The sequence below is a fragment of the Sphingomonas trueperi genome (assembly GCF_040545965.1).
In the GTDB taxonomy this organism is placed as follows: Bacteria; Pseudomonadota; Alphaproteobacteria; order Sphingomonadales; family Sphingomonadaceae; genus Sphingomonas; species Sphingomonas trueperi_C.
In genome coordinates this window covers 217,786-244,668 of sequence record NZ_JBEPMV010000005.1, presented here as the reverse complement: position 1 = coordinate 244,668, position 26,883 = coordinate 217,786, and the positions used below count along the sequence as shown (strand labels likewise).

18 protein-coding genes and 1 tRNA gene are annotated in these 26,883 nt (G+C 66.6%); 14 read left to right on the top strand and 5 right to left on the bottom strand.

The features are described from left to right. The first annotated feature begins 7 nt into the window (after positions 1-7). The 4 genes from pheS to ABIC35_RS16040 all read left to right on the top strand — a co-directional run bounded on the left by pheS (position 8) and on the right by ABIC35_RS16040 (position 4,080). Positions 8-1,099 carry a phenylalanine--tRNA ligase subunit alpha gene (gene pheS / locus ABIC35_RS16055; RefSeq protein WP_121073263.1) on the top strand — a complete coding sequence of 364 codons (1,092 nt, stop codon included), beginning with the start codon at positions 8-10 and terminating at the stop codon, positions 1,097-1,099. Next, the gene (pheT, locus tag ABIC35_RS16050) at positions 1,096-3,519 is read left to right on the top strand and encodes a phenylalanine--tRNA ligase subunit beta (protein ID WP_121073265.1); all 2,424 of its coding nucleotides are present in this window, start codon (positions 1,096-1,098) and stop codon (positions 3,517-3,519) included. The genes pheS and pheT overlap by 4 nt, the downstream gene beginning before the upstream one ends. Positions 3,520-3,523: 4 nt before the next feature. After that, positions 3,524-3,940: a hypothetical protein gene (locus tag ABIC35_RS16045; protein WP_121073267.1), complete on the top strand. Its 417-nt coding sequence runs from the start codon at positions 3,524-3,526 to the stop codon at positions 3,938-3,940. A gap of 63 nt (positions 3,941-4,003) precedes the next feature. After that, positions 4,004-4,080 (top strand) — tRNA-Arg (locus ABIC35_RS16040). 101 nt (positions 4,081-4,181) lie between these two features. On the opposite strand, the gene purD is transcribed toward ABIC35_RS16040, so the two are convergent. Beyond that, the gene (gene purD / locus ABIC35_RS16035) at positions 4,182-5,447 is read right to left on the bottom strand and encodes a phosphoribosylamine--glycine ligase (protein ID WP_121073269.1); all 1,266 of its coding nucleotides are present in this window, start codon (positions 5,445-5,447) and stop codon (positions 4,182-4,184) included. Between purD and xseA the strand changes: the two genes are divergently transcribed. The 7 genes from xseA to ABIC35_RS16000 all read left to right on the top strand — a co-directional run bounded on the left by xseA (position 5,446) and on the right by ABIC35_RS16000 (position 18,100). After that, positions 5,446-6,954, top strand: coding sequence for an exodeoxyribonuclease VII large subunit (gene xseA, locus ABIC35_RS16030; protein WP_121073271.1), 1,509 nt, complete (start codon positions 5,446-5,448; stop codon positions 6,952-6,954). The two genes, purD and xseA, sit on opposite strands and share 2 nt — an antisense overlap. A 40-nt stretch (positions 6,955-6,994) precedes the next feature. Then, on the top strand, positions 6,995-7,195 hold the full coding sequence (locus tag ABIC35_RS16025; protein WP_066721469.1) for a DUF2093 domain-containing protein: 201 nt from the start codon (positions 6,995-6,997) through the stop codon (positions 7,193-7,195). Next, the gene (locus tag ABIC35_RS16020) at positions 7,192-8,025 is read left to right on the top strand and encodes a M23 family metallopeptidase (protein ID WP_121073273.1); all 834 of its coding nucleotides are present in this window, start codon (positions 7,192-7,194) and stop codon (positions 8,023-8,025) included. The genes ABIC35_RS16025 and ABIC35_RS16020 overlap by 4 nt, the downstream gene beginning before the upstream one ends. Before the next feature lie 264 nt (positions 8,026-8,289). Next, a complete protein-coding gene (locus ABIC35_RS16015; RefSeq protein ID WP_121073284.1) occupies positions 8,290-11,373 on the top strand; it encodes a TonB-dependent receptor plug domain-containing protein in 3,084 nt (1,027 codons plus the stop codon). Between the two features lie 93 nt (positions 11,374-11,466). Continuing rightward, positions 11,467-13,479, top strand: a complete 2,013-nt coding sequence (locus ABIC35_RS16010) for a tetratricopeptide repeat-containing sulfotransferase family protein (protein WP_121073286.1) — start codon at positions 11,467-11,469, stop codon at positions 13,477-13,479. Between the two features lie 395 nt (positions 13,480-13,874). Then, the gene (locus tag ABIC35_RS16005; RefSeq protein ID WP_354278513.1) at positions 13,875-17,054 is read left to right on the top strand and encodes a TonB-dependent receptor domain-containing protein; all 3,180 of its coding nucleotides are present in this window, start codon (positions 13,875-13,877) and stop codon (positions 17,052-17,054) included. A gap of 68 nt (positions 17,055-17,122) precedes the next feature. Beyond that, positions 17,123-18,100, top strand: coding sequence for a 2OG-Fe(II) oxygenase (locus ABIC35_RS16000; RefSeq protein WP_354278512.1), 978 nt, complete (start codon positions 17,123-17,125; stop codon positions 18,098-18,100). A 43-nt stretch (positions 18,101-18,143) separates the two neighbouring features. On the opposite strand, the gene clpB is transcribed toward ABIC35_RS16000, so the two are convergent. Continuing rightward, the gene (clpB, locus tag ABIC35_RS15995) at positions 18,144-20,723 is read right to left on the bottom strand and encodes an ATP-dependent chaperone ClpB (protein ID WP_121079074.1); all 2,580 of its coding nucleotides are present in this window, start codon (positions 20,721-20,723) and stop codon (positions 18,144-18,146) included. A 261-nt stretch (positions 20,724-20,984) separates the two neighbouring features. Between clpB and ABIC35_RS15990 the strand changes: the two genes are divergently transcribed. Then, on the top strand, positions 20,985-23,294 hold the full coding sequence (locus ABIC35_RS15990) for a TonB-dependent receptor domain-containing protein (protein ID WP_121073288.1): 2,310 nt from the start codon (positions 20,985-20,987) through the stop codon (positions 23,292-23,294). Between the two features lie 56 nt (positions 23,295-23,350). Here the strand turns inward: ABIC35_RS15990 and ABIC35_RS15985 are convergent, their stop codons facing one another. The 3 genes from ABIC35_RS15985 to ABIC35_RS15975 are packed head-to-tail and all read right to left on the bottom strand — an operon-like array spanning position 23,351 to position 24,800. Next, complete coding sequence (locus ABIC35_RS15985; protein WP_010543862.1) at positions 23,351-23,578, bottom strand: hypothetical protein; 228 nt, start codon at positions 23,576-23,578, stop codon at positions 23,351-23,353. After that, on the bottom strand, positions 23,578-24,528 hold the full coding sequence (locus ABIC35_RS15980) for an aldo/keto reductase (RefSeq protein WP_121073290.1): 951 nt from the start codon (positions 24,526-24,528) through the stop codon (positions 23,578-23,580). The genes ABIC35_RS15985 and ABIC35_RS15980 overlap by 1 nt, the downstream gene beginning before the upstream one ends. Before the next feature lie 38 nt (positions 24,529-24,566). Continuing rightward, a complete protein-coding gene (locus ABIC35_RS15975; protein ID WP_121073292.1) occupies positions 24,567-24,800 on the bottom strand; it encodes a hypothetical protein in 234 nt (77 codons plus the stop codon). 116 nt (positions 24,801-24,916) lie between these two features. On the opposite strand from ABIC35_RS15975, the gene ABIC35_RS15970 reads away from it, so the two are divergent. Beyond that, positions 24,917-25,867: an ArsR/SmtB family transcription factor gene (locus tag ABIC35_RS15970; protein WP_121073294.1), complete on the top strand. Its 951-nt coding sequence runs from the start codon at positions 24,917-24,919 to the stop codon at positions 25,865-25,867. A gap of 14 nt (positions 25,868-25,881) precedes the next feature. Then, entirely contained in the window at positions 25,882-26,781 is a 900-nt protein-coding gene (gene metF / locus ABIC35_RS15965; protein WP_121073296.1) for a methylenetetrahydrofolate reductase, read from the top strand. Positions 26,782-26,883: the final 102 nt, after the last annotated feature.

The following is a 26,883-nucleotide window of genomic DNA, read 5'->3' as shown; positions in this document are numbered from 1 at the left end:
GAAAACGATGACCACCGATCTCGATACCCTGCGCGGCGAGCTGCTTGCCGCGATCGATGCCGCCACCGCGCTCGATGCGCTGGAGGCGGTGCGCGTCCAGGCGCTCGGCAAGCAGGGCGCGATCACCGGCCTGCTCAAGACGCTCGGCAAGCTCACCCCCGAAGAGCGCCAGGAACAGGGTCCGCGCATCCATTCCTTGCGCGAAGCCGTCACCGAGGCGCTGGCCACCCGCAAGGCGGGGCTGGAGCAGGCCGCGCTCGACGCGCGCCTCGCCAGCGAGACGGCGGACATGACGCTGCCGGTCGACGGCGTCGCGCCCGGCTCGGTCCACCCCGTCAGCCAGGTGATGGACGAGCTGGCCGAGATCTTCGCCGATCTGGGCTTCGCGGTCGCCACCGGCCCCGAGGTCGAGGACGACTGGCACAATTTCACCGCGCTCAACATCCCGGAGACGCATCCGGCGCGCGCGATGCACGACACCTTCTACATCGCCGGCGAGCACGAACGGCCGATGGTGCTGCGCACGCACACCAGCCCCGTGCAGATCCGCACCATGACCAGCCAGAAGCCGCCGATCCGCATCATCGCGCCGGGCCGCGTCTATCGTTCGGATTCGGATGCGACGCACACGCCGATGTTCCACCAGATCGAAGGCCTGGTGATCGACAAGGGCATAACCCTCGGCCACCTCAAATGGACGCTGGAGACCTTCCTCAAGGCGTTCTTCGAGCGCGACGACATCGTGCTGCGCCTGCGCCCCAGCTATTTCCCCTTCACCGAGCCATCGGCCGAAGTCGATGTCGGCTTCACCTGGAAGGACGGCAAGCGCGTGATCGGCGGCAGCGGCGACGCGCCCGGCGGCGGCTGGATGGAAGTGCTGGGCAGCGGCATGGTGCACCGGCGGGTGATCGAGGCCTGCGGGCTTGATCCCGATGAATGGCAGGGCTTCGCCTTCGGCACCGGCGTCGACCGGCTTGCGATGCTCAAATATGGGATGGACGACTTGCGCCCCTTCTTCGACGGCGATCTGCGCTGGCTCAAGCATTACGGCTTCTCGGCGCTCGACGTGCCCACGCTGAGCGGGGGAGTGGGCGCATGAAGTTCACCCTGAGCTGGCTCAAGGAGCATCTGGAGACCGAGGCCTCGCTGACCGAGATCCTCGAGGCGCTGACCCGTGTCGGCCTCGAAGTCGAAGGCGTCGAGAACCCTGCCGAGCGGCTGACGGGCTTCCGGGTCGCGCGCGTGCTGACCGCCGAGCGCCACCCCCAGGCCGACAAGCTGCAGGTGCTGAGCGTCGAGACCGGCGACGGCGTGCTGCAGGTCGTCTGCGGCGCACCCAATGCGCGGGCGGGGCTGGTCGGCGTGCTGGGTCTTCCCGGCGCGGTGGTGCCGGCCAACGGCATGCAGCTGAAGATCTCGGCGATCCGCGGCGTCGAATCGAACGGCATGATGTGCTCGACGATGGAGCTGGAGCTCGGCGAGGACCATGACGGCATCATCGAGCTGACGGCCGATGCGCCGGTCGGCACCGCCTATGCGGACTATGCCGGCCTCGACGATCCCGTCATCGACGTCTCGATCACGCCGAATCGCCAGGATTGCATGGGCGTGCGCGGCATCGCGCGAGACCTCGCAGCAGGAGGCCTCGGCACGCTCAAGCCGCTCGATGCGGTGGTCGCGGGTCTGCCGGCGCTCGCACCACAGGGCGCGGGTCCGGACGTGCGGACCGACGATGCCGCGGGCTGCCCGGCCTTCTACGGCCAGATCGTGCGTGGCGTGAAGAACGGCCCGTCGCCGGACTGGCTGCAGCAGCGCCTCAAGGCAGTGGGCCAGAAGCCGATTTCCGCGCTGGTCGACATCACCAACTTCGTCATGTTCGGCCTGGGCCGCCCGCTGCACGTCTATGACATGGCGAAGCTCTCGGGCGGGCTGGTCGCGCGCAAGGCCAAGGACGGCGAGACCGTGCTGGCCCTGAACGGCAAGACCTACACGCTTACCGACACGATGACCGTGATCGCCGACGATGCGGCGGTGCACGACATCGGCGGCATCATGGGCGGCGAGCATTCGGGCTGTTCGGACGACACCAAAGACGTGCTGATCGAATGCGCCTATTTCGATCCCGAGCATATCGCCCGCACCGGCCAGAAGCTGCTGCTGACCAGCGATGCGCGCACCCGCTTCGAGCGCGGCGTCGATCCCGAGTTCCTCGACGAGGGGCTGGCGATCGCCACCCGGCTGGTGCTGGCGCTGTGCGGCGGTACGCCCAGCGAGGTGACCCGCAGCGGCACCCCGCCCAAGGTCGGCGCGGTCGTCGGCTATGATCCGAAGCTGGCGGAAACGCTGGGCGGCCTCGCCGTGCCCGCGGAACAGCAGGTGGAGATCCTCGAAAGCCTCGGCTTCACCGTCCAGCCGCTCGACGGCAATGGCGATCCGGTCGCGCTGGACGCAGGCTTCGACGCACTCCGCGTCACCGCACCCAGCTGGCGCCGCGACATCGATGGCCCCGCCGACATCGTCGAGGAAGTGATCCGCATCGCCGGCATCGACAACGTGCCGTCCGTCCCGCTGCCGCGCACGCCCGGCGTAGCAACGCCCACCGCCACGCCCGAGCAGAAGCTCGAGCGCCGGATGCGCCGCACCGCCGCCGCGCGCGGGCTCAACGAAGCGATCACCTGGAGCTTCCTCTCCGAAGCACAGGCAGAAGTTTTCGGCGGTGGCGCCTGGACGCTGGCCAACCCGATCAGCGAGGACATGAAGGTCATGCGCCCCTCGCTGCTGCCCGGCCTGCTGGCGGCGGCCGAGCGCAACCTAAAGCGCGGCGCGACCAGCGTCCGTCTGTTCGAGGTCGGCCGCCGCTATCTGGCGGACAAGGAGCGCCTGACGCTCGGCGTCGTCCTGGCGGGCGCCAAGACCGCCCGCGGCTGGCAGGCCGGCAAGGCCCAGCCCTTCACCGCCTTCGACGCCAAGGCCGAAGCGCTGGCGCTGCTGGAGGCCGCCGGTGCGCCGGTCGCCAATCTGCAGGTGATGGGGGAGGCGGGTGCCGCCTACCATCCCGGCCAGTCGGCGACGCTGCGGCTGGGGCCCAAGACCGTGCTCGCCAGCTTCGGCATGGTGCACCCGAGCGTGCTCAAGGCGTTCGACCTCGACGGCGCGGTGGCGGCGGTGGAGATCCACCTCGACGCGCTGCCCGCGAAGAAGGCTGCCGGCTTCACCCGCCCGCCCTTCACGCCCCCGGCGCTGCAGGCGGTGACGCGCGACTTCGCCTTCCTGGTGCCGACCACCCTCGCGGCGGGCGATCTCGTCCGCGCCGTGAAGGGGGCCGACAAAGGCACGATCGTCGACGCACGGCTGTTCGACCTGTTCACCGGCCAGGGCGTGCCGGAGGGGCAGAAGTCGTTGGCCATTGAAGTCACGCTCCAACCGGGCGAAAAGAGCTTCACCGACGCGGACCTGAAGGCAGTGGCCGACAAGGTCGTCGCGGCGGCGACGAAGCTGGGCGCAACCCTGCGAGGATGATGCGATGATCGAGCGGTTCCTACCCGGGCTCGACGCCCTTCTGGCAGAGCCGCTCGACACGCATTCGGTTTCGGTAGCCTTTCCCGGCGACATGGACCCGCACGAGCGCGAGGGTCGCTACGGCGTGTTCCTCGATGCCGAGCTGCGCATCGCCGGGCTCGGCACCTGCGGCGGCGGCACGCTGATCGAGACGCTCGACGATGCCGGCCAGTGGCGCCCGGCCTGCGCGATCCTCGACGTCGACCTTACCGACCTCGACCGCGGCCGTGCCTTTTGCCGCGACGAGCTGGCGTCGCTCGGTTGCCCGGTGGGCACGCTGATCCAGTATGACGACCGCGAGGACCGCTGGGACGGCGCGACCTGGCACTGCAGCGAGCCGCGCTCGTTCGACGAGGACATGCTGCCCTATCGGGATAATTGAGGGGCAGATGCAAAAAGGGGTTGCGCTACCCCCGATCCTCGTTTAGGCGCCGCACCTCACCGCGCGCCCGTAGCTCAGCTGGATAGAGCATCAGACTACGAATCTGAGGGTCGGACGTTCGAATCGTTCCGGGCGCGCCAATTTCTTCCGACATCGCTGGACGACCCATCGCGCCGACAGACGGTAGCGATCGGTTTCGCTGTCGGGAGGCGGCTGCGCGTGCAGCCGCCTCCTTCGTTCGTCAGCCGCGCGTCCGCGCCAGCTCGCGCCAGCCGATGTCGCGTCGGCAGAAGCCGGTGGGGAAGTCGATCGCATCGACGCCGCGATAGGCCGCGGCCTGCGCCGTCGCGATATCCGGCCCCATTGCCGTCACGTTGAGCACGCGGCCGCCGCTCGCCACGAGCGAATCGCCCTGGCGCCTGGTGCCGGCATGGAACACCTGCACGCCGCCGGCTTCCGCCGCCTCGATGCGTTGAATTGCGCCGCCGGTTTCCGGCGTGCCCGGATAGCCGCGCGCGGCCATCACCACGGTCAGCGCGGTGTCGGGGCTAAAGTGGGGGGCGGGCCGGCCGGCGAGTTCGCCGCGTGCGGTTGCCAGCAGCAGGTCGAGCAGGTCGTCCTCCAGCCGCAGCATCAGCACCTGGCATTCGGGATCGCCGAAGCGGGCATTGTATTCGATCAGCTTGGGGCCCTGCTTGGTCAGCATCAGCCCGGCGTAGAGCACGCCCGAATAGGGGATGCCCCCGGCCGCCAGCGCGGCGATGGTCGGCTGGACGATCCGCTCCATCGCTTCGCGTTCCAGCGCGGGCGTAAGCACCGGGGCGGGGCTATAGGCGCCCATGCCACCGGTATTCGGGCCGACATCGCCTTCGCCGACGCGCTTGTGGTCCTGCGCCGATCCGAAGAGCACGGCGTCGGTGCCGTCGGTGATGACGAACAGGCTGGCTTCCTCGCCGTCGAGAAACTCCTCGATCACCGCGCTCGCGCCCGCATCGGCGAAGATCGCCTCGAGGGCGCCGATCGCCTCGCCGCGGGTCATCGCGACGGTGACGCCCTTGCCCGCAGCCAGGCCATCGGCCTTGACCACCACCGGCAGGCCGAACGGCTCCAGCGCCGCCAGTGCTTCGTCCAGCCCATGGACGCGGACATAGCCCGCCGTGGGGATGTTCGCCCGCGCACACAGATCCTTGGTGAAGCCCTTCGATCCTTCCAGCTGCGCCGGCAGGCGGTTGGGCCCGAACACGGGCACGCCGGCTTCGCGCAACACGTCGCCCACACCCGCGACCAGCGGTGCCTCGGGACCTACGACGACCAAGCCGATGCCGTTCGCCTGCGCAAAGGCGAGCACCGCCGCCGGATCGGTGGCTGCGAGGTCGACGAGCGTGGCGTGCGCCGCTATGCCCGGATTGCCCGGTGCGGCGAAGAGCTGCGTCAGCAGCGGCGATTGCGCGAGCTTCCAGGCGAGCGCATGTTCGCGCCCCCCCGAACCCAGTAGCAGGACGTTCATGGCCGACCCCCTTTTCGAGACTTCATCGACGCGGCTCGTAGCCGAGGCGGTGCCCGGGGACAACGCGGCGCCGATGAGCGTCAGCGAACTCTCCGGCCGGCTCAAGCGCATGGTGGAGGGCGAGTTCGGCCATGTCCGCCTGCGCGGCGAGATTTCGGGCTGGAAGCGCGCTGCCTCCGGCCACGCCTATCTCGCGCTCAAGGACATGGACGCGGTGATCGACGGGGTGATCTGGCGCGGTGCGGCTTCCGCGCTGCCCTTCCAGCCGCAGGACGGGCTGGAGGTGATCGCCACCGGCAAGCTCACCATCTATCCGGGGCGCTCGAAGTATCAGATCGTCATCGAGCGGATGGAGCTCGCAGGCGAAGGCGCGCTGATGGCGCTGCTCGAGAAGCTCAAGGCCAAGCTGGCCGGCGAGGGGCTGTTCGACGCCCAGCGGAAAAAGCCGCTGCCCTATATGCCCAAGGTGATCGGCGTGGTGACCTCGCCCACCGGCGCAGTGATCCGCGATATCCTCCACCGGCTGGAGGATCGTTTCCCCAGCCACGTTCTGGTCTGGCCGGTAAAGGTGCAGGGCGACGGATCGGCGCAGGAGGTCGCGCGGGCGGTGCGTGGGTTCGATGCGATCCAGCCCGGCGGGCCGGTGCCGCGTCCGGACCTGCTAATCGTCGCGCGCGGCGGCGGCTCGATCGAGGATCTCTGGTCGTTCAACGAGGAAGTCGTGGTGCGGGCGGTGGCGGAATGTTCGATCCCAATCATCTCGGCGGTCGGGCACGAGACCGACACGACGCTGTGCGACTTCGCCGCCGATCTTCGCGCGCCCACACCCACCGCTGCAGCGGAGATCGCGGTGCCGGTGCTTTCCGAAGTCCGCCACGGCATCGCGACGCTGTCGCACCGCACCGAGCGGTGCGTACGCCGCTATCACGAGCGCGCCGGCGAGCGGCTGGCGGCGCTGGTCCGCGTGCTGCCGCGCCGCGATGCGCTGCTTGGCCCTCAGCGCCAGCGACTGGACGACGCCGCCGCGCGCCTGGGTCTGGGGCTTGAACGTCGCGCGGCCGTTGCGCGGGGACAGCTCGATCGCGCCGGCGCCGCCTTGCGCCCGGCAACGCTCGAACAGCGGCTGGCGACCGCGCGGCAGCGGCTGGGCGGCATTGCGCTCGATCGCGCCGCCGATCGCGAGCTGGTCGCGCTTCGCCAGCGCTTCGCCCGTCCGGCCGAAGCGCTCAAGCTCGCCACGCTGGAGCGCCGCTTCGCCACCGCCTCGGAACGTCTGGCGGCGATGGGCCGGCATCTCGAACTGCTCGATCCCGAACTGCCGCTCAAGAAGGGCTATGCGTGGGTCGAGGGGCGCGGCACCGGCAAGGTGGTGGCCTCGGCCGAGGATGCACGCGCAGCGCAGGCCGTGACGCTGCATTTCGCCGATGGTTCGGTGGATGCCCGGGTTGAGCGCGGCGCGGGCAAGGCCTATGTTCCGCCCAAGCCCGAACAGCCGACGCTGCTCTAGGGCGCACCCACCACCTTCAAGAGCAGGAATGGCGCCGCCCATGCTGATGTCCAACACCGCCCGCGTCGCCAAGCTGCACTATATGGCCAACGGCTTCCGCGTCCTCTCGCCCGGCGACCATGTGCTGTGCGCGGTAACCGGGGAGCGCATCCCCGTCGACTCGCTCCGCTACTGGAGCGTGGCGCGGCAGGAAGCCTATGCCACGCCCGAGGCGGCCACCAAGGCGCTGCTCGAGGCATGATCGACCGGCGGCGGTTTGCCGCGGCGATGCTGGCGACGACGCTGATCGCGCGCACGGCCCGCGCGGGTGGGGACGCTTTCGCGCTCGACGGCAGCTTCGAGCAGGGCGGCATCGCCCGCGGGCAGGTGCCGCCCGGCACCACCGAGCTTCAGTTCAATGGCCAGCCGATCCCCGTCGCCGCCGACCGCCGCTTCCTGATCGCGTTCGACCGCGATGCCGCCCCCACTGCTGTGCTGGAGGGGAAGGGTAGCGATGGCCGTCTGGTCCGCGAGGACCTGCAGATCGCGCCGCGCGGCTGGAATATTTCTCGGCTGGATCAGCTCCCCAAATATCCCGTGCCTAGCGCGGAGTTCGAGGCGCGACGTCCTGCCGAACTCGCCCGGATCAAGGCCGCGCGCGCTCTTGAGACCGCGGCGGAAGGCTGGCGCCAGCGTTTCGCCTGGCCTGCCACGGGCCGCATCTCCACCCTCTTTGGTTCGCAGCGCATCTATGCCGGCGAGCCTGGTGCCTATCATTCGGGCATCGACATCGCGTTGCCCACTGGCACCCCGGTGCGTGCGCCCGCCGACGGCGTGGTGATTCTCGCCGCCGAGGCGCCGTTCACCCTGGAGGGCAATCTGCTGATGCTCGACCACGGCATGGGCTTGTCGAGCGCCTTTCTGCACTTGTCGCGGATCGACGTGCGGGAGGGGGATAGGGTCCGCCAGGGGCAACTGCTCGGCGCCGTCGGTGCGACCGGCCGTGCGACCGGTCCGCATCTGCACTGGGGTATCATGTGGCGGGGCGCGCGTATCGACCCGTTGCTGGTCGCGGGCAGAATGCCTGCCTGATTTCTACGCAATTATGCTCTGTGTCTGGAAACTTTGTAACAATTCGTAACCGGACGCTCGTAATTTCCTGTGCTACGCTGTGACTTTTGAGCGACAGTTTTGCTAAACCGGCCACTGCGGCCTTAGCTGCGCTTTACAACCTCCAAGAATAGCTGCTTCGTTCTGCATCAAGCTCTTCCGGCCGGAATGACCGAAACGGGAGGGCTGGGGAGACATGCCGGGATGCGCTGCAATGCATCGCGTGCCGGGGAAAGAGGTAGCTGCATGAAAAATACGCAAATGATGCTGCGGGGAGGCTGTGCCCTTTCCGCAGTCGTTCTGGCTGGCGCGCTGTTCGCGGCGCCCGCCGTGGCGCAAGACACGGTTCCGGCGAGCGCCGATACTGCCGCCGCGCCGCAGGAGATCGTCGTTACCGGGTCGCGCATTCCGCAGCCGAACCTGGAGTCGGTCAGCCCGGTCACGGTGGTGAACAGCGCAGACCTTAAGCTGCAGGGCACGACCCGCGTCGAGGACATGCTGAACTCGCTGCCGCAGGTGTTCGCCGGCCAGTCGAGCACGGTCTCGAACGGTGCGAGCGGTGCCGCCACGGTCGACCTTCGCGGCCTGGGGCCGCAGCGCACGCTGGTGCTGATCAACGGTCGTCGCCTGATGCCGGGCGATCCGACGACGTCGGCCGCCGACCTCAACTCGATTCCCGATGCGCTGGTGAAGCGCGTTGAAGTGCTGACCGGCGGCGCCTCGTCGACCTACGGCGCCGACGCCGTCGCCGGCGTCGTCAACTTCGTGATGGACACCGATTTCACCGGTATCCGTCTCGACGGCCAGTACAGCCTGTACCAGCACAACAACAGCAACGACATCACGCCGCCGCTGCTCGACGCGCGCACCAAGGCCGGCTTCTCCGGCTTCGGCTATCCCACCGGCAGCGTCACCGACGGCGGCACGGTCAACGCCACGCTGTCGGTCGGCGCCAAGTTCGACGACAATCGCGGCCATGCCGTTGCCTATTTCGGCTACCGCAAGGTCGACGCCGTCGTGCAGTCGAACCGCGACTACAGCGCCTGCACCATCCAGAATGCGAGCGCCACCGCGCTGCAGTGCGGTGGTTCGTCGACTTCGGCGCCGGGCAACATCGTGCTATACAACGGCGGCACCTCGACCTTCTTCCAGATCGGCAGCGGCCGCACGCTGCAGCCGGGCCGTACCCGCTACAATTTCGCGCCTACCAACTATTTCCAGCGCCCGGACGAGCGCTACACCGGCGGCGCCTTCGTGAACTACGAGGTCAGCGATGCGCTGCATCCCTATCTCGAGTTCAACTTCATGGACGATCGCTCGGTCGCCCAGATCGCGCCCTCGGGCGACTTCGGCAACACGCTGACGATCAACTGCGACAATCCGCTGATGTCGGCGCAGCAGAAGTCGATCGTCTGCGCGAACGAGAACCTGGTCAACGGCTTCCTCGGCAACTACCCGCTGACGGCGGTCTCCAACCCTGGTCCGGGCGCGCTCACCTATATCGATCCGACGACCGGCCAGCCCTACAACAAGGCCTTCTTCCAGCTGCTGCGCCGTAACGTCGAGGGCGGTCCGCGTTCGGCCGACTTCGGGCATACTCAGTATCGCGGCGTGATCGGCGCCAAGGGAGCGCTGGGCGAAACCTGGAACTACGACGCCTACTATCAGTATGGCCGTACGACCTATTCGCAGATCTACACCAACGAGTTCTCGGTCCGGAAGCTGAACAACGCGCTGGACGTCGTGAACGTCAACGGCACGCCGACCTGCCGCTCGGTCACCACCGGTGCCGATCCGAACTGCGTCCCCTACGACATATTCGGTGGCCTTACCACGGTGACGCCGGCGGCCGTCAACTACCTGTCGGCGACCGGTTTCCAGCACGGTATCGTCTCTGAGCAGGTGGCCAGCGGCTCGGTCACCGGCGATCTCGGCAACTACGGTATCAAGACGCCTTGGGCGGACCGCGGCGCGGTGATCAATCTCGGCGTCGAATATCGGCGCGAAGCGCTCGATTTGAAGGTCGACGAAGGCTTTGCGACGGGTGACCTGACCGGCCAGGGTGGTGCTACCCTGCCGATCTCCGGTAGCTACCGCGTCACCGAAGGTTTTGGCGAAGCACAGGTTCCGCTCGTCAACAAGAACTTCGTGTACGACCTGTCGTTTGTCGGCGGCTATCGCTACTCGCACTACGAGATTAGCAACGGTCGTTCCTTCAATACCAACACCTACAAGTTGGGCCTTGAATTCGCCCCGGTTCGCTCGGTTCGTTTCCGTGGCAGCTACAACCGCGCTGTCCGCGCGCCGAACCTCCAGGAGCTGTTCTCGGTGCAGCATGTCGCGTTGGACGGTTCGACCGATCCGTGCGCGAACCGCGTGCTCACCGCCGCGGACAAGGGGTGTCTGGCGCAGGGGCTTTCCGTCGGTCAGCGCGTCGCCGCTAACCCGGCGGGCCAGTATAACGGCCTGATCGGCGGCAACGACCAGCTGGTGCCGGAAATCGCCACCACCAAGTCGTTCGGCGTCGTGTTCCAGCCGGATTTCGTTCCGGGTCTGAACCTCAGCGTCGACTATTTCGATATCAAGGTGAAGGGCGCAATTCAGGGCTTCGGTGCCGATGCAATCCTTGCAAGCTGCACCAACTCGCTGAATCCTACGGCGTGCGCGCTGATCAAGCGCAATCCGGTCAGCGGCTCGCTCTGGCTGACCACCGACGGCTACGTCCAGGACATCTCGCGCAACGTTGGTCGCGTGCAGACGAAGGGCATCGACGTCAACTTCGGCTACAGCCGCAAGATTGACGGCATCGGCGACCTTAGCTTTACGATGATCGGCACCTATCTGGACAGTTTCCGGATCAACAACGGTCTGACCGACCCGTACGATTGCGCCGGCTATTATGGCGTAACCTGCAGCAATCTGTCGGGCACCCCGTCGGCACCCAACCCGAAGTGGCGCCACAAGGCACGGCTGAGCTACACTTCGCAGTCGGGCATCGGTGCTTCGCTGCAGTGGCGCTATATCGATCCGGTCAAGGTCGATCTTTCGAGCAACGATCAGACGCTGAAGGGCGACTATTTCAACTTCGGCTCGCGTCTCGCGGCTCAGAGCTACTTCGACCTGGCGCTGACCTTCGCGCCGACCAAGAAGTACACGCTGCGCCTCGGCGTGAACAATCTGTTTGATCGCGAGCCGCCGCTGGTCAGTTCGGGTGATGCGTCGGGCGGGGCTTCGGCCTGCCCGACCGGCCCGTGCAACGGCAACACCTATCCGGCTGTCTACGACGCGCTTGGCCGATACATTTTCGCGGGTGCGACCATCAACTTCTGACGCATCTTGGTTTTATACTCGACAGGGGCGGCGCGCCGTTGGGGCGCCGCCCCTTTTTTTGCCCGATAGCTATTTCGGGCCTAGGATCTGCCCATGACGTCGCTCGCCGCCCCGCTGACTGCCGACCAGGCGTCCGAACTACGCTCCATTCTGTCGCTTGCGTCGCACGGCGATGTTCACGGCGCGCGCGACCGCGCCGAGCGATTATATCGCGCTGCCGGCGCTCCCGCGGTCGTGGCCGGGCTGCTGGGTGCCTTGTGCTGCCAGTTGGGGGACCTGCAAGCCGGCATCGAATTCCTGCGCATCGCACACCGCGATGCGCCGGCGGATGTCGGCGTCGCCGTCAACCTGTTGCGCGCCCTGGCGGATGCGGGCGCCTTCGACGAGGCGCAGGCGCTGGCAGACGGGCTCGATGCCCAGGCGGACCGTTCCGGCCGCCTTTGGCGCGTCCGCGGGTATCTTGCCCAGCGGCGCGAAGACTATGCCGAGGCCGAAACCTGCTTCCAGGCCGTGGTTGCCGCCATTCCTGACGATGCGGAGAGTTGGAACAACCTGGGCAATGCGCGTGCCGATCGTGGTGATGCCGCGGGCGCGGTTCAGGCGCTCACGCGTGCGGCGGAACTCTCGCCCGCTGCGCCCATTCGTCTCAATCTCGCCGCCGCGCTGGCGCAGGCGGATCGCGCGGAAGACGCGATCACCCTGCTGTCGCGCTGTGCGGACGATTTCCCCCACGACGCCAAGCCCTGGGCGGAACTCGCGGCGCTCTTCAAGCAGCAGGGGCGCGCGGCGGATGCAATCAATGCGCTGGAACAGGCCGTCCGCCGCGAGCCTGCCAACCTGGAATACAAGCTCGCCCTCGCGAGCGAACGCTTCAACCAATGGGACGCCGACGGTGCGGAGGCGGCAATCGCCGGCATCCTCCGCCTGCACCCGGATCATGCTGAAGCCCTGATCATGCAGGGGCTGCTGCTCGAACATCGCAATCGCGAGGCAGAGCTGCCGGCGCTCCTCGACGCCGCAAGGGCGGCCGGCAGCGGGCCCGCCGCGGAAGCTTTTCTTGAAGCGCTGCTCTGCCGGCGCGAAAAGCGCTTCGCCGAAGGGCTGGAAGCCCTTTCGCGCGTCCCGCCGACGGTCGAGCCGGTCCGCAGCGCGCAGCTGGCCGGACAGTTTCACGAGGGGGTTGGCGCGTTCGACGACGCGTTCGCAAGCTTCCGGCGGATGAACGATCTGCTCGCCGCCGACCCTTCCAATCCGCTGCTGCGCGCGGCAACGACGCGTGCGGCGCTGGCGGCCGACGATGCCCTGCTGACACCTTCCTGGGTCGACTCCTGGGCACCCCTCCGCCGCCCGGAAACGCGGCGCGTCGCGTTCCTTCTGGGTTTCCCGCGTTCCGGCACCACGCTGCTCGACACCATGCTGATGGGCCATCCCGACGTGCAGGTACTGGAGGAGCAGCCGCCGCTCCGCCTGGTCGAGGAGGCTGCAGGCGGGCTCGCCGGCCTAGCGACGCTGACCGACGAGGAGGCAGATCGGCTTCGAAACCGCTATTATGCGGAGGTCGATCGGCTGGCGACGCATCGCGAAGGTGCCCTGCTGGTCGACAAGTCGCCGCTCCATCTTTTGCGCCTTCCGCTAATCCGCCGCTTATTCCCCGAGGCCCCGGTGATCTTGGCGCTTCGACACCCCTGCGACGTCGTGCTGAGCTGCTTCATCACCAACTTCAACCTGAACAACGCGATGGCGAACTTCCTGACGCTGGAGACGGCCGCCGAATTCTATTCGCGTGCGTTCGGCTATTGGTCCAAAGCCGCGTCCTTGCTCGCGGGGCCGGTGCACCCGATCGTCTACGAGGCGATGGTCGACGCGCCGGAAGCGACGCTGCGGCCGCTGTTCCAGTCGCTGGGGCTGCCATGGGACGATTCCGTCCTCGCTCATCGGGATACGGCCCGGAAGCGGGGGGTGATCTCCACCGCCAGCTACGCGCAGGTGACCGAGTCCCTGTACCGGCGGGCCGTTGGGCGATGGGAGCGGTACCGCCAGCACTTGGCGCCGGTACTTCCGACGCTGCAGCCTTGGGTCGAGCGATTCGGCTACGCCGGCGACTGACGCTCCGCGGCCTGGCGGTGTGTCGGGCGATGGCGAGGCGTGTCGCGGGAGGCGTGTGGCAGGCGGTGCGCCGCGCTTGCATGCGCGCCGTCAGCCGGTGTTCCATGTCTGCGATTAAGCATTCCGCGAGATTTGCTTAATTTTCGGGCAGTCTGTCGTAGTTTGTAACGGAATGTTGCGTCGTGAACGGGCAGGAGTGACACGGGATTGCTCCACTGTTGCAAAATGGAGACGTTTCCTTCGCAACGCTTCTGCGAGATGAATGTATGCTTTACGAGCGTAGCATTCCTTGCTTCCTTCATACCATCTCCGCCAGCCGTGCATGGGGCGCGGCCGGTGGAAGGGGAGACAATCCCGGCGAGGGGAACGCAGCCGGGATAAAACGAGGGAAATCCATGAACAAGATGCAGAAGGGTCTGCGTACCGGAACGGCGCTTTCGGCGCTGGTCCTGGCGAGCGCAGGCGCGTTTGCCGGCTTGCCGGCATACGCCCAGGATACCGCGGGTAGCGGTGCGCAGCAGGAAGAGCCTGCAGCGCAGGACATCATCGTCACCGGCTCGCGCATTGCGCGGGCCAATCTTGAAGGCGCCGCCCCGGTCACCGTGGTTACCGCGGAGCAGCTGCAGCAGACCGCGCGCATCTCGATCGGCGACGTTATCAACGATCTGCCGCAGGTCCGCAGCACCTTCAGCCAGCAGAATTCGTCGCGCTTCCTCGGCACCGGCGGCCTCAGCCTTGTCGACCTCTACGGTCTCGGCACCCAGCGCACGCTGGTGCTGGTCAACGGCCGCCGCCACGTCGGCGCCGACATTCTGAACAACGCGGTTTCCCCGGACCTCAACACCTTCCCGACCGACTTGATCGAGGACGTTGAGATCGTCACCGGTGGCAGCTCGGCCGTTTACGGCTCGGACGCGATCGCGGGCGTGGTCAACTTCAAGCTCAAGCAGGACTTTGAAGGCCTGCAGATGCGTGGCCAAGGTGCGATCACCAACCGTAGCGACGCCGGCAGCTATTCGGCGAGCCTGGTGGCGGGCAAGAACTTCGCGGGCGGTCGCGGCAACCTTGCCGTTGATCTCGAATACGCGCACCAGAACGACCTGTTCGCGTCTGACCGCAGCTATTTCGCGCGCAACGATACGCTTTTGACTGTTGATAACGATCCGGCGGGCCTGCCGAACGGGTCTGACGGCGTTCCGGACAACGTCTTCTTCCGCGACGTGCGCAGTGCGACGATCTACAGCGGTGGTCTCGTTTCTTTTGCGCCTTCGACGGCATCCGGCGCCGCTCCCTGCGGCCGCGACAACCAGACTAGTGCCGCTTTTCCGAACGGACGACCGTTCACCTGTAATTATCTGTTCGCTCCCAATGGCGATCTGGTTTTGCAGACCGGTTCGCGTGTCGGCGTTCAGAACTCGACCACGGCGAGCTTGAATCCGACGACCATCACCAACACGGCACCGGGCGGCTCGTTCATCGGCGGTAACGGCAACACCCGCCGCGAGGACAAGCTCGTTCAGCTTCTGCCGCGCCTCGATCGCTATGCGGTCAACGTCATCGGGCACTTCGATATCTCCAGCGCCTTCGTGCCGTTCATCGAAGCCAAGTATGTGCGGACGGATTCCTTCAGCGCGGGCGGTTCGGGCCCTGCCTTCTTCACCGGCGGCACCATCGACGGCCTGTACGAACGTCCGCGTCTCGATAACCCGTACCTCTCGACCCAGGCACGTACCACCATCACCAACGCGCTGATCGCCAGCGGCGTCGCTCCTGGCAGCATCACCAATGCCACCCGCTTCGTTCTCCGCAAGAACCTGACCGATCTCGGCATGCGTTCGGAAGCGGCACGTCGCGAGACATTCCGCATCGTGGGCGGCGTTCGCGGCGACCTTGGTTCCAACTTCCGCTACGAAGTTGCGGGCAATTACGGTCAGTTCATCGAGAACACGCACGTTCTCGGCAACGTGAACACGCAGCGTCTTGCCTTGGCGCTGGACTCGGCGCGCAACGCTGCCGGCCAGATTGTCTGCGCTTCGCAACTGGATCCCAGCCGCGCGGAAGATTTCGTCGGCAACGACGCGATTCTCCAGAAGGACATTGCGGCTTGCAAGCCGCTCAACCCCTTCGGTGCAGGTAACGTCTCGCAGGACGCGAAGAACTATATCCTGCAAGACACCGTTTCGCATGGCAAAATCACGCAGCTGGATTTCACTGGTTTCGTGTCCGGCGATACCGGCACCTTCTTCAACCTTCCGGGCGGCCCGGTTGGCGTCGCAGTCGGTGGTGAGTATCGCCGCGAGACGGCGTTCTTCAAGGCGGACCCTCTCGTCGAAGCGGGCTACACCTTCTACAACGCACTGGCCGAATTCAATCCGCCGTCGTTCGAGGTGAAGGAAGCGTTCGGCGAAATCAGCCTGCCGCTGCTCAAGGACGTTTTCCTGGTCAAGCAGCTGACTGCCAACGCTGCAGCGCGTGTGTCCGACTATAAGGGCGGGGCTGGTACGGTCTGGGCCTATAATTTTGACGGTACATACAGCCCTGTGAAAGGCATCATGTTCCGCGCGGCCTACTCGCGTTCGGTGCGTGCGCCGAACCTGACCGAGCTGTACGCAGCACCCGGTCAAAACTTCGCGCCGGGGTTCAGCGATCCCTGCTCGCAGGCTAACCTCGCCAACGGCACGCAATATCGTCCGGCAAATTGCGCCGCGGCGGTGGGAAGCGGGTTCAACTACAACTATGCCCAGTCGTTGGAGACCTCTGCTTCGGGCAATCCGAATCTGCAGGCGGAAAAGTCGGACTCGTACACCTATGGCGTCGTCGTGCAGCCGGCGATGATCCCGGGGCTGTCGGTGACGGTCGATTACTACAATATCTCCGTCAACAACGTGATCACGTCGCCGACGCCGCAGCAGGTCGCGAACGCCTGCTACGATTCGCCCACGACGAACAACCAGTTCTGCAGCATCTTCAAGCGTGATGATGCCGCCGGTTCGGTTACCGGAACGCCTTTCCGCATCTTGGAGGGAAGCCTGCTCGAGCGGCCGTTGAACTACGCACAGTTGAAGGTGCGTGGCATCAACGCAGAGGTTTCGTACCTGTACAAGTTCTCGCCGGAAAACAGCCTGAGCGGGCGCTTCGTCTACACCCACCAGCTGACCAACGAAGCCTTCCTCGATCCCACGCAGCCTGGCTTCGCCGACAATTATCGCGGCGAAGTGGGTGATCCGCGTGATGCCTTCAACGTCAACATCGATGGCAAGTTCGGCAAGTTCTTCTTCGGGTATCAGTTGCGCTACCTTAGCAAGATGGCGGCGACGTCGATCGAGGCGCTCGAGTCCTTCCAGGGTCGTCCGGCGACCAATATCGATTTCGCCGACATTCCCTGGTACCGCGCCGTTACCTATCACGATCTGCGCGTCGGCGTTTCGATCCGTCCGAAGCAGCAGTTCTTCCTCGGTGTCGACAACCTCACCGACGAGAAGCCGCCGCTTGGATCCACCGGTATCGGTGGCGGATCGGGCATCTACGACAACATCGGTCGTCGTTTCTATGCGGGCTTCAACGTGAAGTTCTAAGCTTGCGGCAATGCTGCTAATGCGAGGGGAGCGGGCAAGCCCGCTCCCCTTTTCTTTGAGAGAGTCCGATGGCATCCGGCTATTCCAACGCCGTCGTCGATCGTCTGCTGCAAGCGGGGGACGTGCGCGGCGCCGTCACCCTGGTGGAACACCACAGTGCGTCGGGAGATCGTGACGCGTGTTTCCAGCTGGCGATGTGGCTACTGATAGGATCGCCTATCCCCCGCGACCTGCCGCGCGCAATGCTCGCCCTGAACGCTGCGGCGAAGGCCGGCCATGGCGACGCCGCGCTCATGGAAGTTGCGCTGGTCGCAAACGGCGCGGGCGGCAGCCCCGACTGGCTGCGCGCGCTTGGTCTGCTGCGCCGCGCGGTCGAACAGGGCAACGCCATCGCCCGTGCGCATCTCGCGCTGGTGGACGCAATGGCGCTCGACGCTCACGGCGGTCCGAGGCACCTGCCGCAAGCCGAAATCTTGAACGATTCCCCCCGCATCTTCCGGCTGCCGAAGCTGCTGACCCCGGCGGAATGCGAGCATCTCGCAATGTCGTCCGCCGATCTGCTCCAGCCGGCGGTCGTCTTCGATCCGGCGACCAATCGCATGGTGCACCATCCGGTGCGGACGTCCGACAATGCCGTCATCGGCCCGACGCGGGAAAGTCTGGTCGTCCAGGCGATTTTACGCCGGGTCGCGGCGGCGACGGGTACGGATGTGCACCAGGGCGAGCAGGTCTCGCTGCTCCGCTATTCGCCTGGGCAGCAATATCGACCGCATCTCGATGCGATCACCGGATCGGCCAACCAGCGGATCAAGACGGTGCTGCTCTACCTCAACGAAGGCTTTGCCGGCGGCGAAACGCGGTTCGACCAGCTCGGCATCGACGTCGTTGCACGCGGCGGCGACGCGCTGGTCTTCGACAATGTGCTGGAAGACGGCCGGCCCGATCCGCGCGTGCGGCACGCCGGTCTGCCGGTGCGGGCCGGGGTGAAGTGGGTTGCCACGCGCTGGATCCGCGCGGCCCCCTATTCTCCCTGGAATCCCAACTAGATCATAGACGAAGGGACCGCCTGGCAGCGGTCCCTTCGCATTTTCACGCGACGCTGAGCGTCAGCGCGCCATCGCCCTCGTCGACATGGACGGTCGACCCGTCCTTCACCGCGCCGCGCAGGATCAGGTCGGCAAGCGGATCCTGCAGATACTTCTGCACCGCGCGCTTCAGCGGGCGCGCACCGTACACCGGATCATAGCCCACCCGGCCCAGCCAGTCGCGGGCGGTCGGGGTGAGGTCGATGCCCACCTTGCGGTCCTTGAGCAGCTTGGCGACCCGACCGACCTGGATGTCGACGATCGGCGCCATATGGTCCGCGCCCAGCCGGTGGAACAGGATGATCTCGTCCAGCCGGTTGAGGAATTCGGGGCGGAAATGCGCCCGCACCACCTCCATCACCTGCGGCTCGACCTCCTCCACCCCATGCCCGTCGGCCAGGTTGGTGAGATACTGGCTGCCCAGATTCGAGGTGAGGATCACGATCGTGTTCGAGAAGTCCACCGTCCGGCCCTGGCCGTCGGTCAGGCGACCGTCGTCGAGCACCTGGAGGAGGATGTTGAACACGTCGTTGTGCGCCTTCTCCACCTCGTCGAACAGCACCACCTGATAGGGCCGGCGCCGCACCGCTTCGGTGAGCACGCCGCCTTCCTCATAGCCGACATAGCCCGGAGGGGCGCCGATCAGCCGCGCGACCGCGTGCTTCTCCATGAACTCGCTCATGTCGATGCGCACCATCGCGTTGGGATCGTCGAACAGGAATTCGGCGAGCGCCTTGGTCAGCTCCGTCTTGCCGACACCCGTCGGCCCGAGGAACAGGAAGCTGCCCAGCGGCCGGTTCGGATCCTGCAGCCCCGCGCGGCTGCGGCGCACGGCGGTGGAGACCGCCTTCACCGCGTCGGCCTGACCGATCACCCGCTTGCCGAGCTGTTCCTCCATGTGGAGCAGCTTCTCGCGCTCGCCCTCCAGCATCCGTTCCATGGGAATGCCGGTCCAGCGCGCGACCACCCCGGCGATGTCGTCGGCGGTCACTTCCTCGCGCAGCATCGCGCCCTTGGTGACGTTCTGCGCCTCGTCGAGCTGGCGGGTGAGCTGCGGGATCACGCCGTAGGACAGCTCGCCGGCCCGCGCGAGATCGCCCGCACGCTGGGCCTGGTCGAGTTCGATCCGCGCCTGGTCGAGCTGCGCCTTGATCGTCGCCTCGGCATTGATCTTGTCCTTCTCCGCCTGCCAGCGGGTGGTCAGCTCGGCCGACTGCTCCTCGAGGTTGGCGAGGTCTTCCTCCAGCGTGGCAAGCCGGTCGCGCGATGCTTCGTCGGTCTCGCGCTTCAGCGCCTCGCGCTCGATCTTGAGCTGGATGATCCGCCGGTCGAGCGACTCGATCTCCTCGGGCTTCGATTCCACTTCCATGCGGATGCGGCTCGCGGCCTCGTCCATCAGGTCGATCGCCTTGTCGGGCAGGAAGCGGTCCGCGATGTAGCGGTTGGAGAGCGTCGATGCGGCGACGATCGCCGCGTCGGTGATCCGCACGCCGTGGTGCAGCTCGTACTTTTCCTTGAGCCCGCGCAGGATCGAGATCGTGTCCTCGACTGTGGGTTCGCCGACGAACACCGGCTGGAACCGCCGCTGCAGCGCGGGGTCCTTCTCGACATGCTTCTGATACTCATCGAGCGTGGTGGCGCCGATGCAGTGCAGCTCGCCGCGGGCGAGCGCGGGCTTGAGCAGGTTGCCGGCGTCCATCGCGCCCTCGGCTTTCCCGGCGCCGATCAGCGTGTGCATCTCGTCGATGAACAGCACGATCTGCCCCTCGGCGCCCTTCACCTCGTCGAGCACGCCCTTGAGGCGCTCCTCGAACTCGCCGCGATATTTGGCACCCGCGATCAGGCTGCCCATGTCGAGCGCCATCAGCGTGCGATCCTTCAGCGTATCGGGCACGTCGCCATTGGCGATGCGCAGGGCAAGGCCTTCAGCGATCGCGGTCTTGCCGACGCCGGGCTCGCCGATCAGCACCGGATTGTTCTTGGTGCGACGCGCGAGGATCTGGATGGTGCGGCGGATTTCCTCGTCGCGGCCGATCACGGGGTCCAGCTTGCCGGCGCGCGCCGCTTCCGTGAGGTCGCGAGCGAACTTCTTGAGCGCGTCGTAGCGATCTTCCGCGGACGCGGTGTCGGCGGTGCGACCGCCGCGCATGCTGTTGATCGCGGTGTTGAGCGCCTCGGGCTTGGCATTGGCCGCCTGCAGCGCCTTGCCGGCGGCGGTGTTGAGGCTCAGCGCCAGCGCGACCAGCAGCCGTTCGACCGTGACATAGCTGTCGCCGGACTTCTGCGCGATCGTCTCGGCCTGGTCGAGCACGCGCACGAGATCGTTGTCGAGGCCGGGCGTCGACTGGGCGCCCGAGCCGCTGACCGACGGGATCTTGGAGAGCGCCAGATCGGTCTCGCCCAGCGCGCGCTTGGCATCGCCGCCTGCCGCCTGGATCAGACCGCTGGCCATGCCCTGCTCGTCCTCGAGCAGCGCCTTCAGAAGATGCTCCGGGCTGATCCGCTGATGGTTCATGCGGATCGCCACGGTTTGCGCCGATTGCAGGAAGCCCTTGGCGCGGTCGGTGAATTTTTCGAGGTTCATGCCTGATCCCTGTTCGAAGTTGACCAGCAGATAGTGTTGCAAATGGGCAACACAAGAGGGGCGACGTGCGTCATGGCTATCGTACTGCGGGTATGGTGGACAACGGGAAATCCGGACTTTTCCGAAGCGTAAATCCAAATGTCACGGCGCCGTCACGCAGGAGTCCCGAGAATGCAGCGCGAACGATCGAATGTTGCAACGCGGCACGGCTAGCGGCGGCCCAGCACGGGGCGAGGGGCCTGGTGCTTTCCCAAGGGGTTCATGCGCATGCGCATCCGTATGCTTGCTGCCGGCCTGCTCGCCGGCACGTCGCTCTTCACTGCCGGCGCGGCCTTCGCGCAGTCTGCGCCCACCGCCACGCTGATCGACGACACCCAGCCGCAGAGCGGCGCCGATGACATCGTCGTGATCGGCAAGGGCGAGACTCGCCAGATCCAGACGCTGACCCAGGCCGACATCGCGCTGCTCGCGCCGGGCACCAGTCCCTTGAAGGCGATCGAGAAGCTGCCGGGTGTCAACTTCCAGGGCGCGGATCCGTTCGGCGCCTATGAATGGGCGGGCCGCATCTCGATCCGCAGCTTCAACCAGAATCAGCTGGGCTTCACGCTGGACGGCATTCCGCTGGGCGACGCCAGCTACGGCAACGTCAACGGCCTGCACATCAGCCGCGCGATCATCAGCGAGAACATCGCCGAGACCCGCGTCTCGCAGGGCTCGGGCTCGATCGACACCCAGGCGACCAACAACCTCGGCGGCACGCTCGAATTCCTGTCGAGCGATCCCAAGGAAAAGCTGGGCATCGACGTCAACGCCACCGGCGGCAGCGACAATTTCTGGCGCGTGTTCGGCCGGCTCGATTTCGGCGAGCTGACCCCGGGTGGTACCCGCGCCTATCTCTCCTACCTCCACTCAGATACCGACAAGTGGAAGGGCTGGGGTGCGCAGCGCATCAACCAGGCCAACGGCAAGATCGTCACCCCGATCACACCGGAGCTGCGCGCGGTCGGCACCTTCGACTTCTCCGATCGTCGCGAGAACGACTATCAGGACATGTCGCTCGATATGATCAAGCGTCTCGGCTACAACTGGGACAATATCTCGAACGACTATGCCAAGGCGATCCTCGTCTCGGACGTCGGCGCGAACAACGGCTATACCGGCGTCACGCCGACCAATCCGGGCGCCGGCAAGGTTTATCCCGCGCCGTTCCTCAACCCGGACGATGCCTACTACAACGCCGCGGGGCTCCGCCGCGACTATCTCGCTTCGGCCGGCCTCGAGACGACCGGCAGTGCGGCGATCCACGGCGTGCTCAAGGGCTATTTCCACAACAACCATGGCCAGGGCCTGTGGTACACGCCCTATGTCGCCTCTCCCAACGGCGTGCCGATGTCGCTGCGGACCACCGAATATGACGTCCGCCGGGGCGGCGTGTTCGGCAATATCGGCACCAAGCTCGGCTTCAACGACGTGACCGTCGGCGGCTGGTACGAGCGCAACGACTTCCGCCAGGCGCGCCGCTTCTACGCGCTGGACAGCCGGACCAATCCGGGCCGCGATAGCCTCTCGTTCCAGAGCAACCCGTTCGCCACCCAGTGGTACTGGAAGTACCAGACCGACACCGTCCAATATTATGTGCAGGACAAGATCGAGCTGGGCGCGCTCACCGCGAATCTGGGCTGGAAGGGCTTTGCCGTCACCAACCACGCGACGCCGATCGTCGCGGGCGGGCTCGCCGGCGGCAGGATCAAGGTGACTGACTGGTTCCAGCCGCATGCCGGCCTCAACTACCGGGTGAACGACAATGCGGAGCTGTTCGCCGGCTTCACCCAGGTGACCCGCGCCTTCGTGTCCGCCGCCACCAGCGGCCCGTTCGCGACGACCCAGGCCGGCTTCGACGCGCTCAACAGCGGGTCGACCAAGCTGAAGCCCGAAGCATCGGACACCTATGAGCTGGGCGGCCGCTATCGCAGCGGCATCTTCACCGGCTCGCTGGCCGGCTATTACGTCAACTTCCGCAATCGCCTGCTCGCCGTGACGACCAGCGCGGGCATCGTCGGCAACCCGGCGATCCTGCAGAATGTCGGCGACGCGCGCTCGGTGGGTGTCGAGGCGACCGGCGACGTGCGCCTGCCGATGGGCTTGGGCCTGTTCGCCTCGTACAGCTACAACGACTCGACCTATCGCGACGACGTCGTCACCGCGAGCGGCGTGATCCCCACCAAGGGCAAGACGGTGGTCGATTCGCCCAAGCACATGCTGAAGGGCGAAGTCACCTGGTCGGGCCAGGGCTTCAACGCCCGCGTCGGCGCGAACTATATGAGCAAGCGCTACTTCACCTACACCAGCGACCAGTATGTCGACGGCCGCGTGGTGGTGGATGCGACGCTCGGCTACAAGTTCGACCTGGGCGGGCGGAAGCTGGAGCTGCAGGGCAACGTCACCAACCTGTTCGACAAGAAGTATATCTCGACGATCGGTACCAATGGGTTCGGCAACAGCGGCGACAACCAGACGCTGATGGTCGGCGCGCCGCAGCAGTTCTTCCTGACGCTGAAGGTCGGCCTCTAAGGGCTGCGAGGAGAGGGTGAAGGGGGCGGGGCACCAGGTGCTCCGCCCTTTTTCGTTCAGCCGGTGACGATCGGATAGGTGATCCGCAGCTCGTCGAGCAGCTTCTCCACCGCGGCAACGTCGCCCGCCGCGCCGCTGGGGGCCAGCGACCAGTTGCAATGCGGGTGCGTCTCGGCGTCGTAGACGCGCACCTTGCCCAGCACGGTCTTCCAGCGCCGCACGGTGCCGCCATGGCGGCGGACGAGCTGGGCGACGATGCGGTCGATCAGGTCGGCTGCGGTCATCAGGCCCCGGCGGCCGTGAGGCGATCAAGCTGGTCGCGGCTGAGGTCCACGTCCCACGCGCCGATCAGTTCGTCGAGCTGCTCCACGCTCGTCGCGCTGGCGATCGGGGCGGTGACGCCGTCCTGCGCGGCGAGCCAGGCGAGCGCGATCTGGGCGAGGCTTGCCCCGGTTTCGGCCGCGACTTCGTCCATCGCCGCCAGCACCGCGCCGCCCTTCCCGGCGAGCAGCTTGGCCATGCCCCCGCCGCGCACGCTCTTCGAGAGATCGGCTTCGCTGCGATACTTGCCGGTAAGGAAGCCCGAGGCGAGGCCGTAATAGGGGATCACGCCCAGATTATGGGTGATGCACAGGTCCTGCAGCTCGCCCTCGAACTTGCGGCGGCTGACCAGATTGTATTCGGGCTGGAGCACGCGGAAATGCGGCAGGCCCTCCTTCGCCGCGAGGTCGAGCGCCGACTTGAGCCGCATCGCATGGAAGTTCGACGCCCCCAGCGCGCGTACCTTGCCCGCGTCGATCAGCTTGCCGAACGCCGCAAGATAGTCTTCCTGCGCCACATCCTCATCGTCCTGGTGCGCGAAATAGAGGTCGATCGTCTCGATGCCGAGCCGTTGGAGCGACGCCTCGGCCGCCGCCGCGATGCGGGCCGGTGCCAGCTTCGCCCCGCCTTCGCCCGGCAGCATGCCGACCTTGGTGGAGATCAGCACCTGGTCGCGCTTGCCGGAGCTGCGCAGCCATTCGCCGATCACGCTTTCGGATTCGCCGCCCTGATGGCCCGAGACCCAGGCCGAATAGACATCGGCGGTATCGATCATCACCCCGCCGCGCTCGGCGAAGCGATCGAGGATGCGGAAGCTGGCGGCCTTGTCGGCGGTCCAGCCGAACACATTGCCGCCGAGGACGAGCGGCGAAATCTCGAGGCCCGAGGCGCCGAGGTGGCGAAGATGCGGCATGGACGGTCTCCGATGGGAAGGGGAGGGCGAGGAACGCGTCAGTCGGTGATCTCGTTGCCCGCCGGGCCCGCGGTGTTCGAATAGGCGCTCTCGGCATTGGCGAAGGCGGCGTCTTCGGCGGCGTTCACGTCGGCTACCGCGTCGCCCATCGTGTTGCTGTCGCCAGCCATCGCCTCGTTCGCTTCGGCGGCTTCGTTCTTCGCCTTGTTGCCGCAGGCCGACAGGCCGGTGAGCGCCAGCGCGGCGACGGGGAGGAGGAGAAGCTTGCGCATGGGACTGGGTTCCTTCACGGGGTTTGGGGCCGGGCTAGCCAGAGCCGCAAACGCACGCAACCGCGCAGCGATGCGTTGACCTGATATAAAGATATCTTTATATCTCTAAGCCGCCCATGACAGAGCCCCTCGCCATCTTCCGCGCGCTCGCGGATTCGACCCGGTTGCGCATCGTCGCGCTGCTGCGGGCGATGGAGCTGAGCGTCGGCGAGCTGGCGCAGGTGCTGGGGCAGAGCCAGCCGCGCGTTTCCCGCCATGTGAAGATCCTCTGCGACGCCGGGATTGCCGAGCGGCGCAAGGAAGGCAGCTGGGTCTTCGTGGCGCTCGGCCGGCAGGCGGTGACCGCGCCGGTGCTCGCCGCGCTCGACGCCTGGGAGCTGGCGGGCGACCCTTGGGTAATCGCCGATCAGGCGCGGCTCTCGGCGGTCCGCGCCGATCGGGCGAGTGCGGCGGAAAGCTGGTTCGAGGCCAATGCCGGGCAGTGGGACGCGATCCGCTCGCTCCACGTCGCCGAAAGCGAAGTCGAGGCCGCGATGGGCGCGGCGCTGGGCGAGGGCTCGCTAGGCACGCTGGTCGATATCGGCACCGGCACCGGCCGCATGCTCGAGCTGTTCGGGCCGCGCGCCGCGCAGGCGGTCGGGATCGATCGCTCCTCCGAAATGCTGCGGCTGGCGCGTTCCAAGCTGGCCGAACTCGGCCATGCCGAGCTGCGCCAGGCCGATCTCTATGCGCTGCCGCTGCAGGATGGGGCTGCGGATACTGCTATATTGCATCATGTGCTCCACTTCGCGCAGCAGCCGGCAGCGGCGATCGGCGAAGCGGCGCGCGTGCTCGGCGCCGGCGGGCGGCTGCTGATCGTCGATTTCGCGCCGCATGAGCGCGAGGAGCTGCGCACCCGCGATGCGCATGCGCGACTGGGGTTCTCGGACGAGCAGATGCTCGGCTGGTTCGATCGCGCCGGGCTTGCCCCGGTGCAGGTGCAGACGCTGGAAGGCGGCGCGCTGACGGTGAAATTATGGCTCGGTCGCAAGACCGGGGAGAGCGTGGAAAAGGTGAAGGCGGCATGAGTATCGTAGACCCCATGGCGCCGCCCCTGTTCGCCGATGTGGCGGGCGATGTGGCGGTGAGCTTCGAATTCTTCCCGCCCAAGACCGAGAAGATGGAAGAGACGCTGTGGCAGTCGATCGAGACGCTGTCGCCGCTCGGGCCGCGCTTCGTCAGCGTCACCTATGGTGCCGGCGGCACCACCCGCGAGCGCACCCACGCCACCGTCTCGAAGATCGCGCGCGAGACGCCGCTGGCGGCCGCCGCGCACCTCACCTGCGTCGAGGCGACGCGCGAGGAGATCGACCAGATCGCGGAGGAATATTGGGCGGCGGGCGTGCGCCACATCGTGGCGCTGCGCGGCGATCCGCCCCGTGCCGGCGAGAAGTATCGCACCCATCCCGGCGGCTATGAGAACGCGGCGGATCTCGTTGCGGGCCTGCGCCGGCTGCATCCGTTCGAGATTTCGGTGAGCGCCTATCCTGAATGCCATCCGGATTCGCCGAGCCCCGAGGCCGATCTCGACAATTTGAAGCGCAAGATCGATGCCGGCGCCAACCGCGCGATCACCCAGTTCTTCTTCGAGGCGGAGACCTTCCTGCGCTTCCGCGACCGCGCGGCAGCTGCCGGGATCGATGCCGAGATCGTGCCGGGCATCATGCCGGTGATGAACTATGCCAGTGTGGTGAAGATGTCCGCGATGTGCGGCACCGACGTGCCGGCCTGGATGGAGAAGCTGTTCGAGGGGCTCGACGAGCATCCCTCGGCGCGCCAGCTGGTGACGGCGACGCTGACGGCGGAACTCTGCCGCAAGCTCTATGCGGGCGGCGTTCGGCAGTTCCACTTCTACACGCTCAACCGCGCCGAGCTGAGCTACGCCATCTGCCACCTGCTGGGGCTGCGCCCGCGGCAGCAGGCGGCGGTGGCTGCGGCCTGACCCAACCTAAGCCCCTCCTCCTGGGAGGAGGGGTTGGGGGTGGTGGGATGCCAGAACGCTGGTTGGTCTCGGTGAGACCCTGCCCCACCCCAAACCCCTCCC

Bases quoted from the DNA above. Each gene is read 5' to 3' on its own strand.
- ABIC35_RS15985 (WP_010543862.1), bottom strand. From the start codon at position 23,578: ATGACCGCAGCCGACCTGATCGACCGCATCGTCGCCCAGCTCGTCCGC.
- clpB (WP_121079074.1), bottom strand. From the start codon at position 20,723: ATGAACCTCGAAAAATTCACCGACCGCGCCAAGGGCTTCCTGCAATCG.
- pheT (WP_121073265.1), top strand. From the start codon at position 1,096: ATGAAGTTCACCCTGAGCTGGCTCAAGGAGCATCTGGAGACCGAGGCC.
- ABIC35_RS15975 (WP_121073292.1), bottom strand. From the start codon at position 24,800: ATGCGCAAGCTTCTCCTCCTCCCCGTCGCCGCGCTGGCGCTCACCGGC.
- ABIC35_RS16020 (WP_121073273.1), top strand. From the start codon at position 7,192: ATGATCGACCGGCGGCGGTTTGCCGCGGCGATGCTGGCGACGACGCTG.
- metF (WP_121073296.1), top strand. From the start codon at position 25,882: ATGGCGCCGCCCCTGTTCGCCGATGTGGCGGGCGATGTGGCGGTGAGC.
- ABIC35_RS16045 (WP_121073267.1), top strand. From the start codon at position 3,524: ATGATCGAGCGGTTCCTACCCGGGCTCGACGCCCTTCTGGCAGAGCCG.
- ABIC35_RS15990 (WP_121073288.1), top strand. From the start codon at position 20,985: ATGCGCATGCGCATCCGTATGCTTGCTGCCGGCCTGCTCGCCGGCACG.
- ABIC35_RS16015 (WP_121073284.1), top strand. From the start codon at position 8,290: ATGAAAAATACGCAAATGATGCTGCGGGGAGGCTGTGCCCTTTCCGCA.
- ABIC35_RS15970 (WP_121073294.1), top strand. From the start codon at position 24,917: ATGACAGAGCCCCTCGCCATCTTCCGCGCGCTCGCGGATTCGACCCGG.
- ABIC35_RS16005 (WP_354278513.1), top strand. From the start codon at position 13,875: ATGAACAAGATGCAGAAGGGTCTGCGTACCGGAACGGCGCTTTCGGCG.
- ABIC35_RS15980 (WP_121073290.1), bottom strand. From the start codon at position 24,528: ATGCCGCATCTTCGCCACCTCGGCGCCTCGGGCCTCGAGATTTCGCCG.
- xseA (WP_121073271.1), top strand. From the start codon at position 5,446: ATGGCCGACCCCCTTTTCGAGACTTCATCGACGCGGCTCGTAGCCGAG.
- purD (WP_121073269.1), bottom strand. From the start codon at position 5,447: ATGAACGTCCTGCTACTGGGTTCGGGGGGGCGCGAACATGCGCTCGCC.
- ABIC35_RS16000 (WP_354278512.1), top strand. From the start codon at position 17,123: ATGGCATCCGGCTATTCCAACGCCGTCGTCGATCGTCTGCTGCAAGCG.
- ABIC35_RS16010 (WP_121073286.1), top strand. From the start codon at position 11,467: ATGACGTCGCTCGCCGCCCCGCTGACTGCCGACCAGGCGTCCGAACTA.
- pheS (WP_121073263.1), top strand. From the start codon at position 8: ATGACCACCGATCTCGATACCCTGCGCGGCGAGCTGCTTGCCGCGATC.
- ABIC35_RS16025 (WP_066721469.1), top strand. From the start codon at position 6,995: ATGCTGATGTCCAACACCGCCCGCGTCGCCAAGCTGCACTATATGGCC.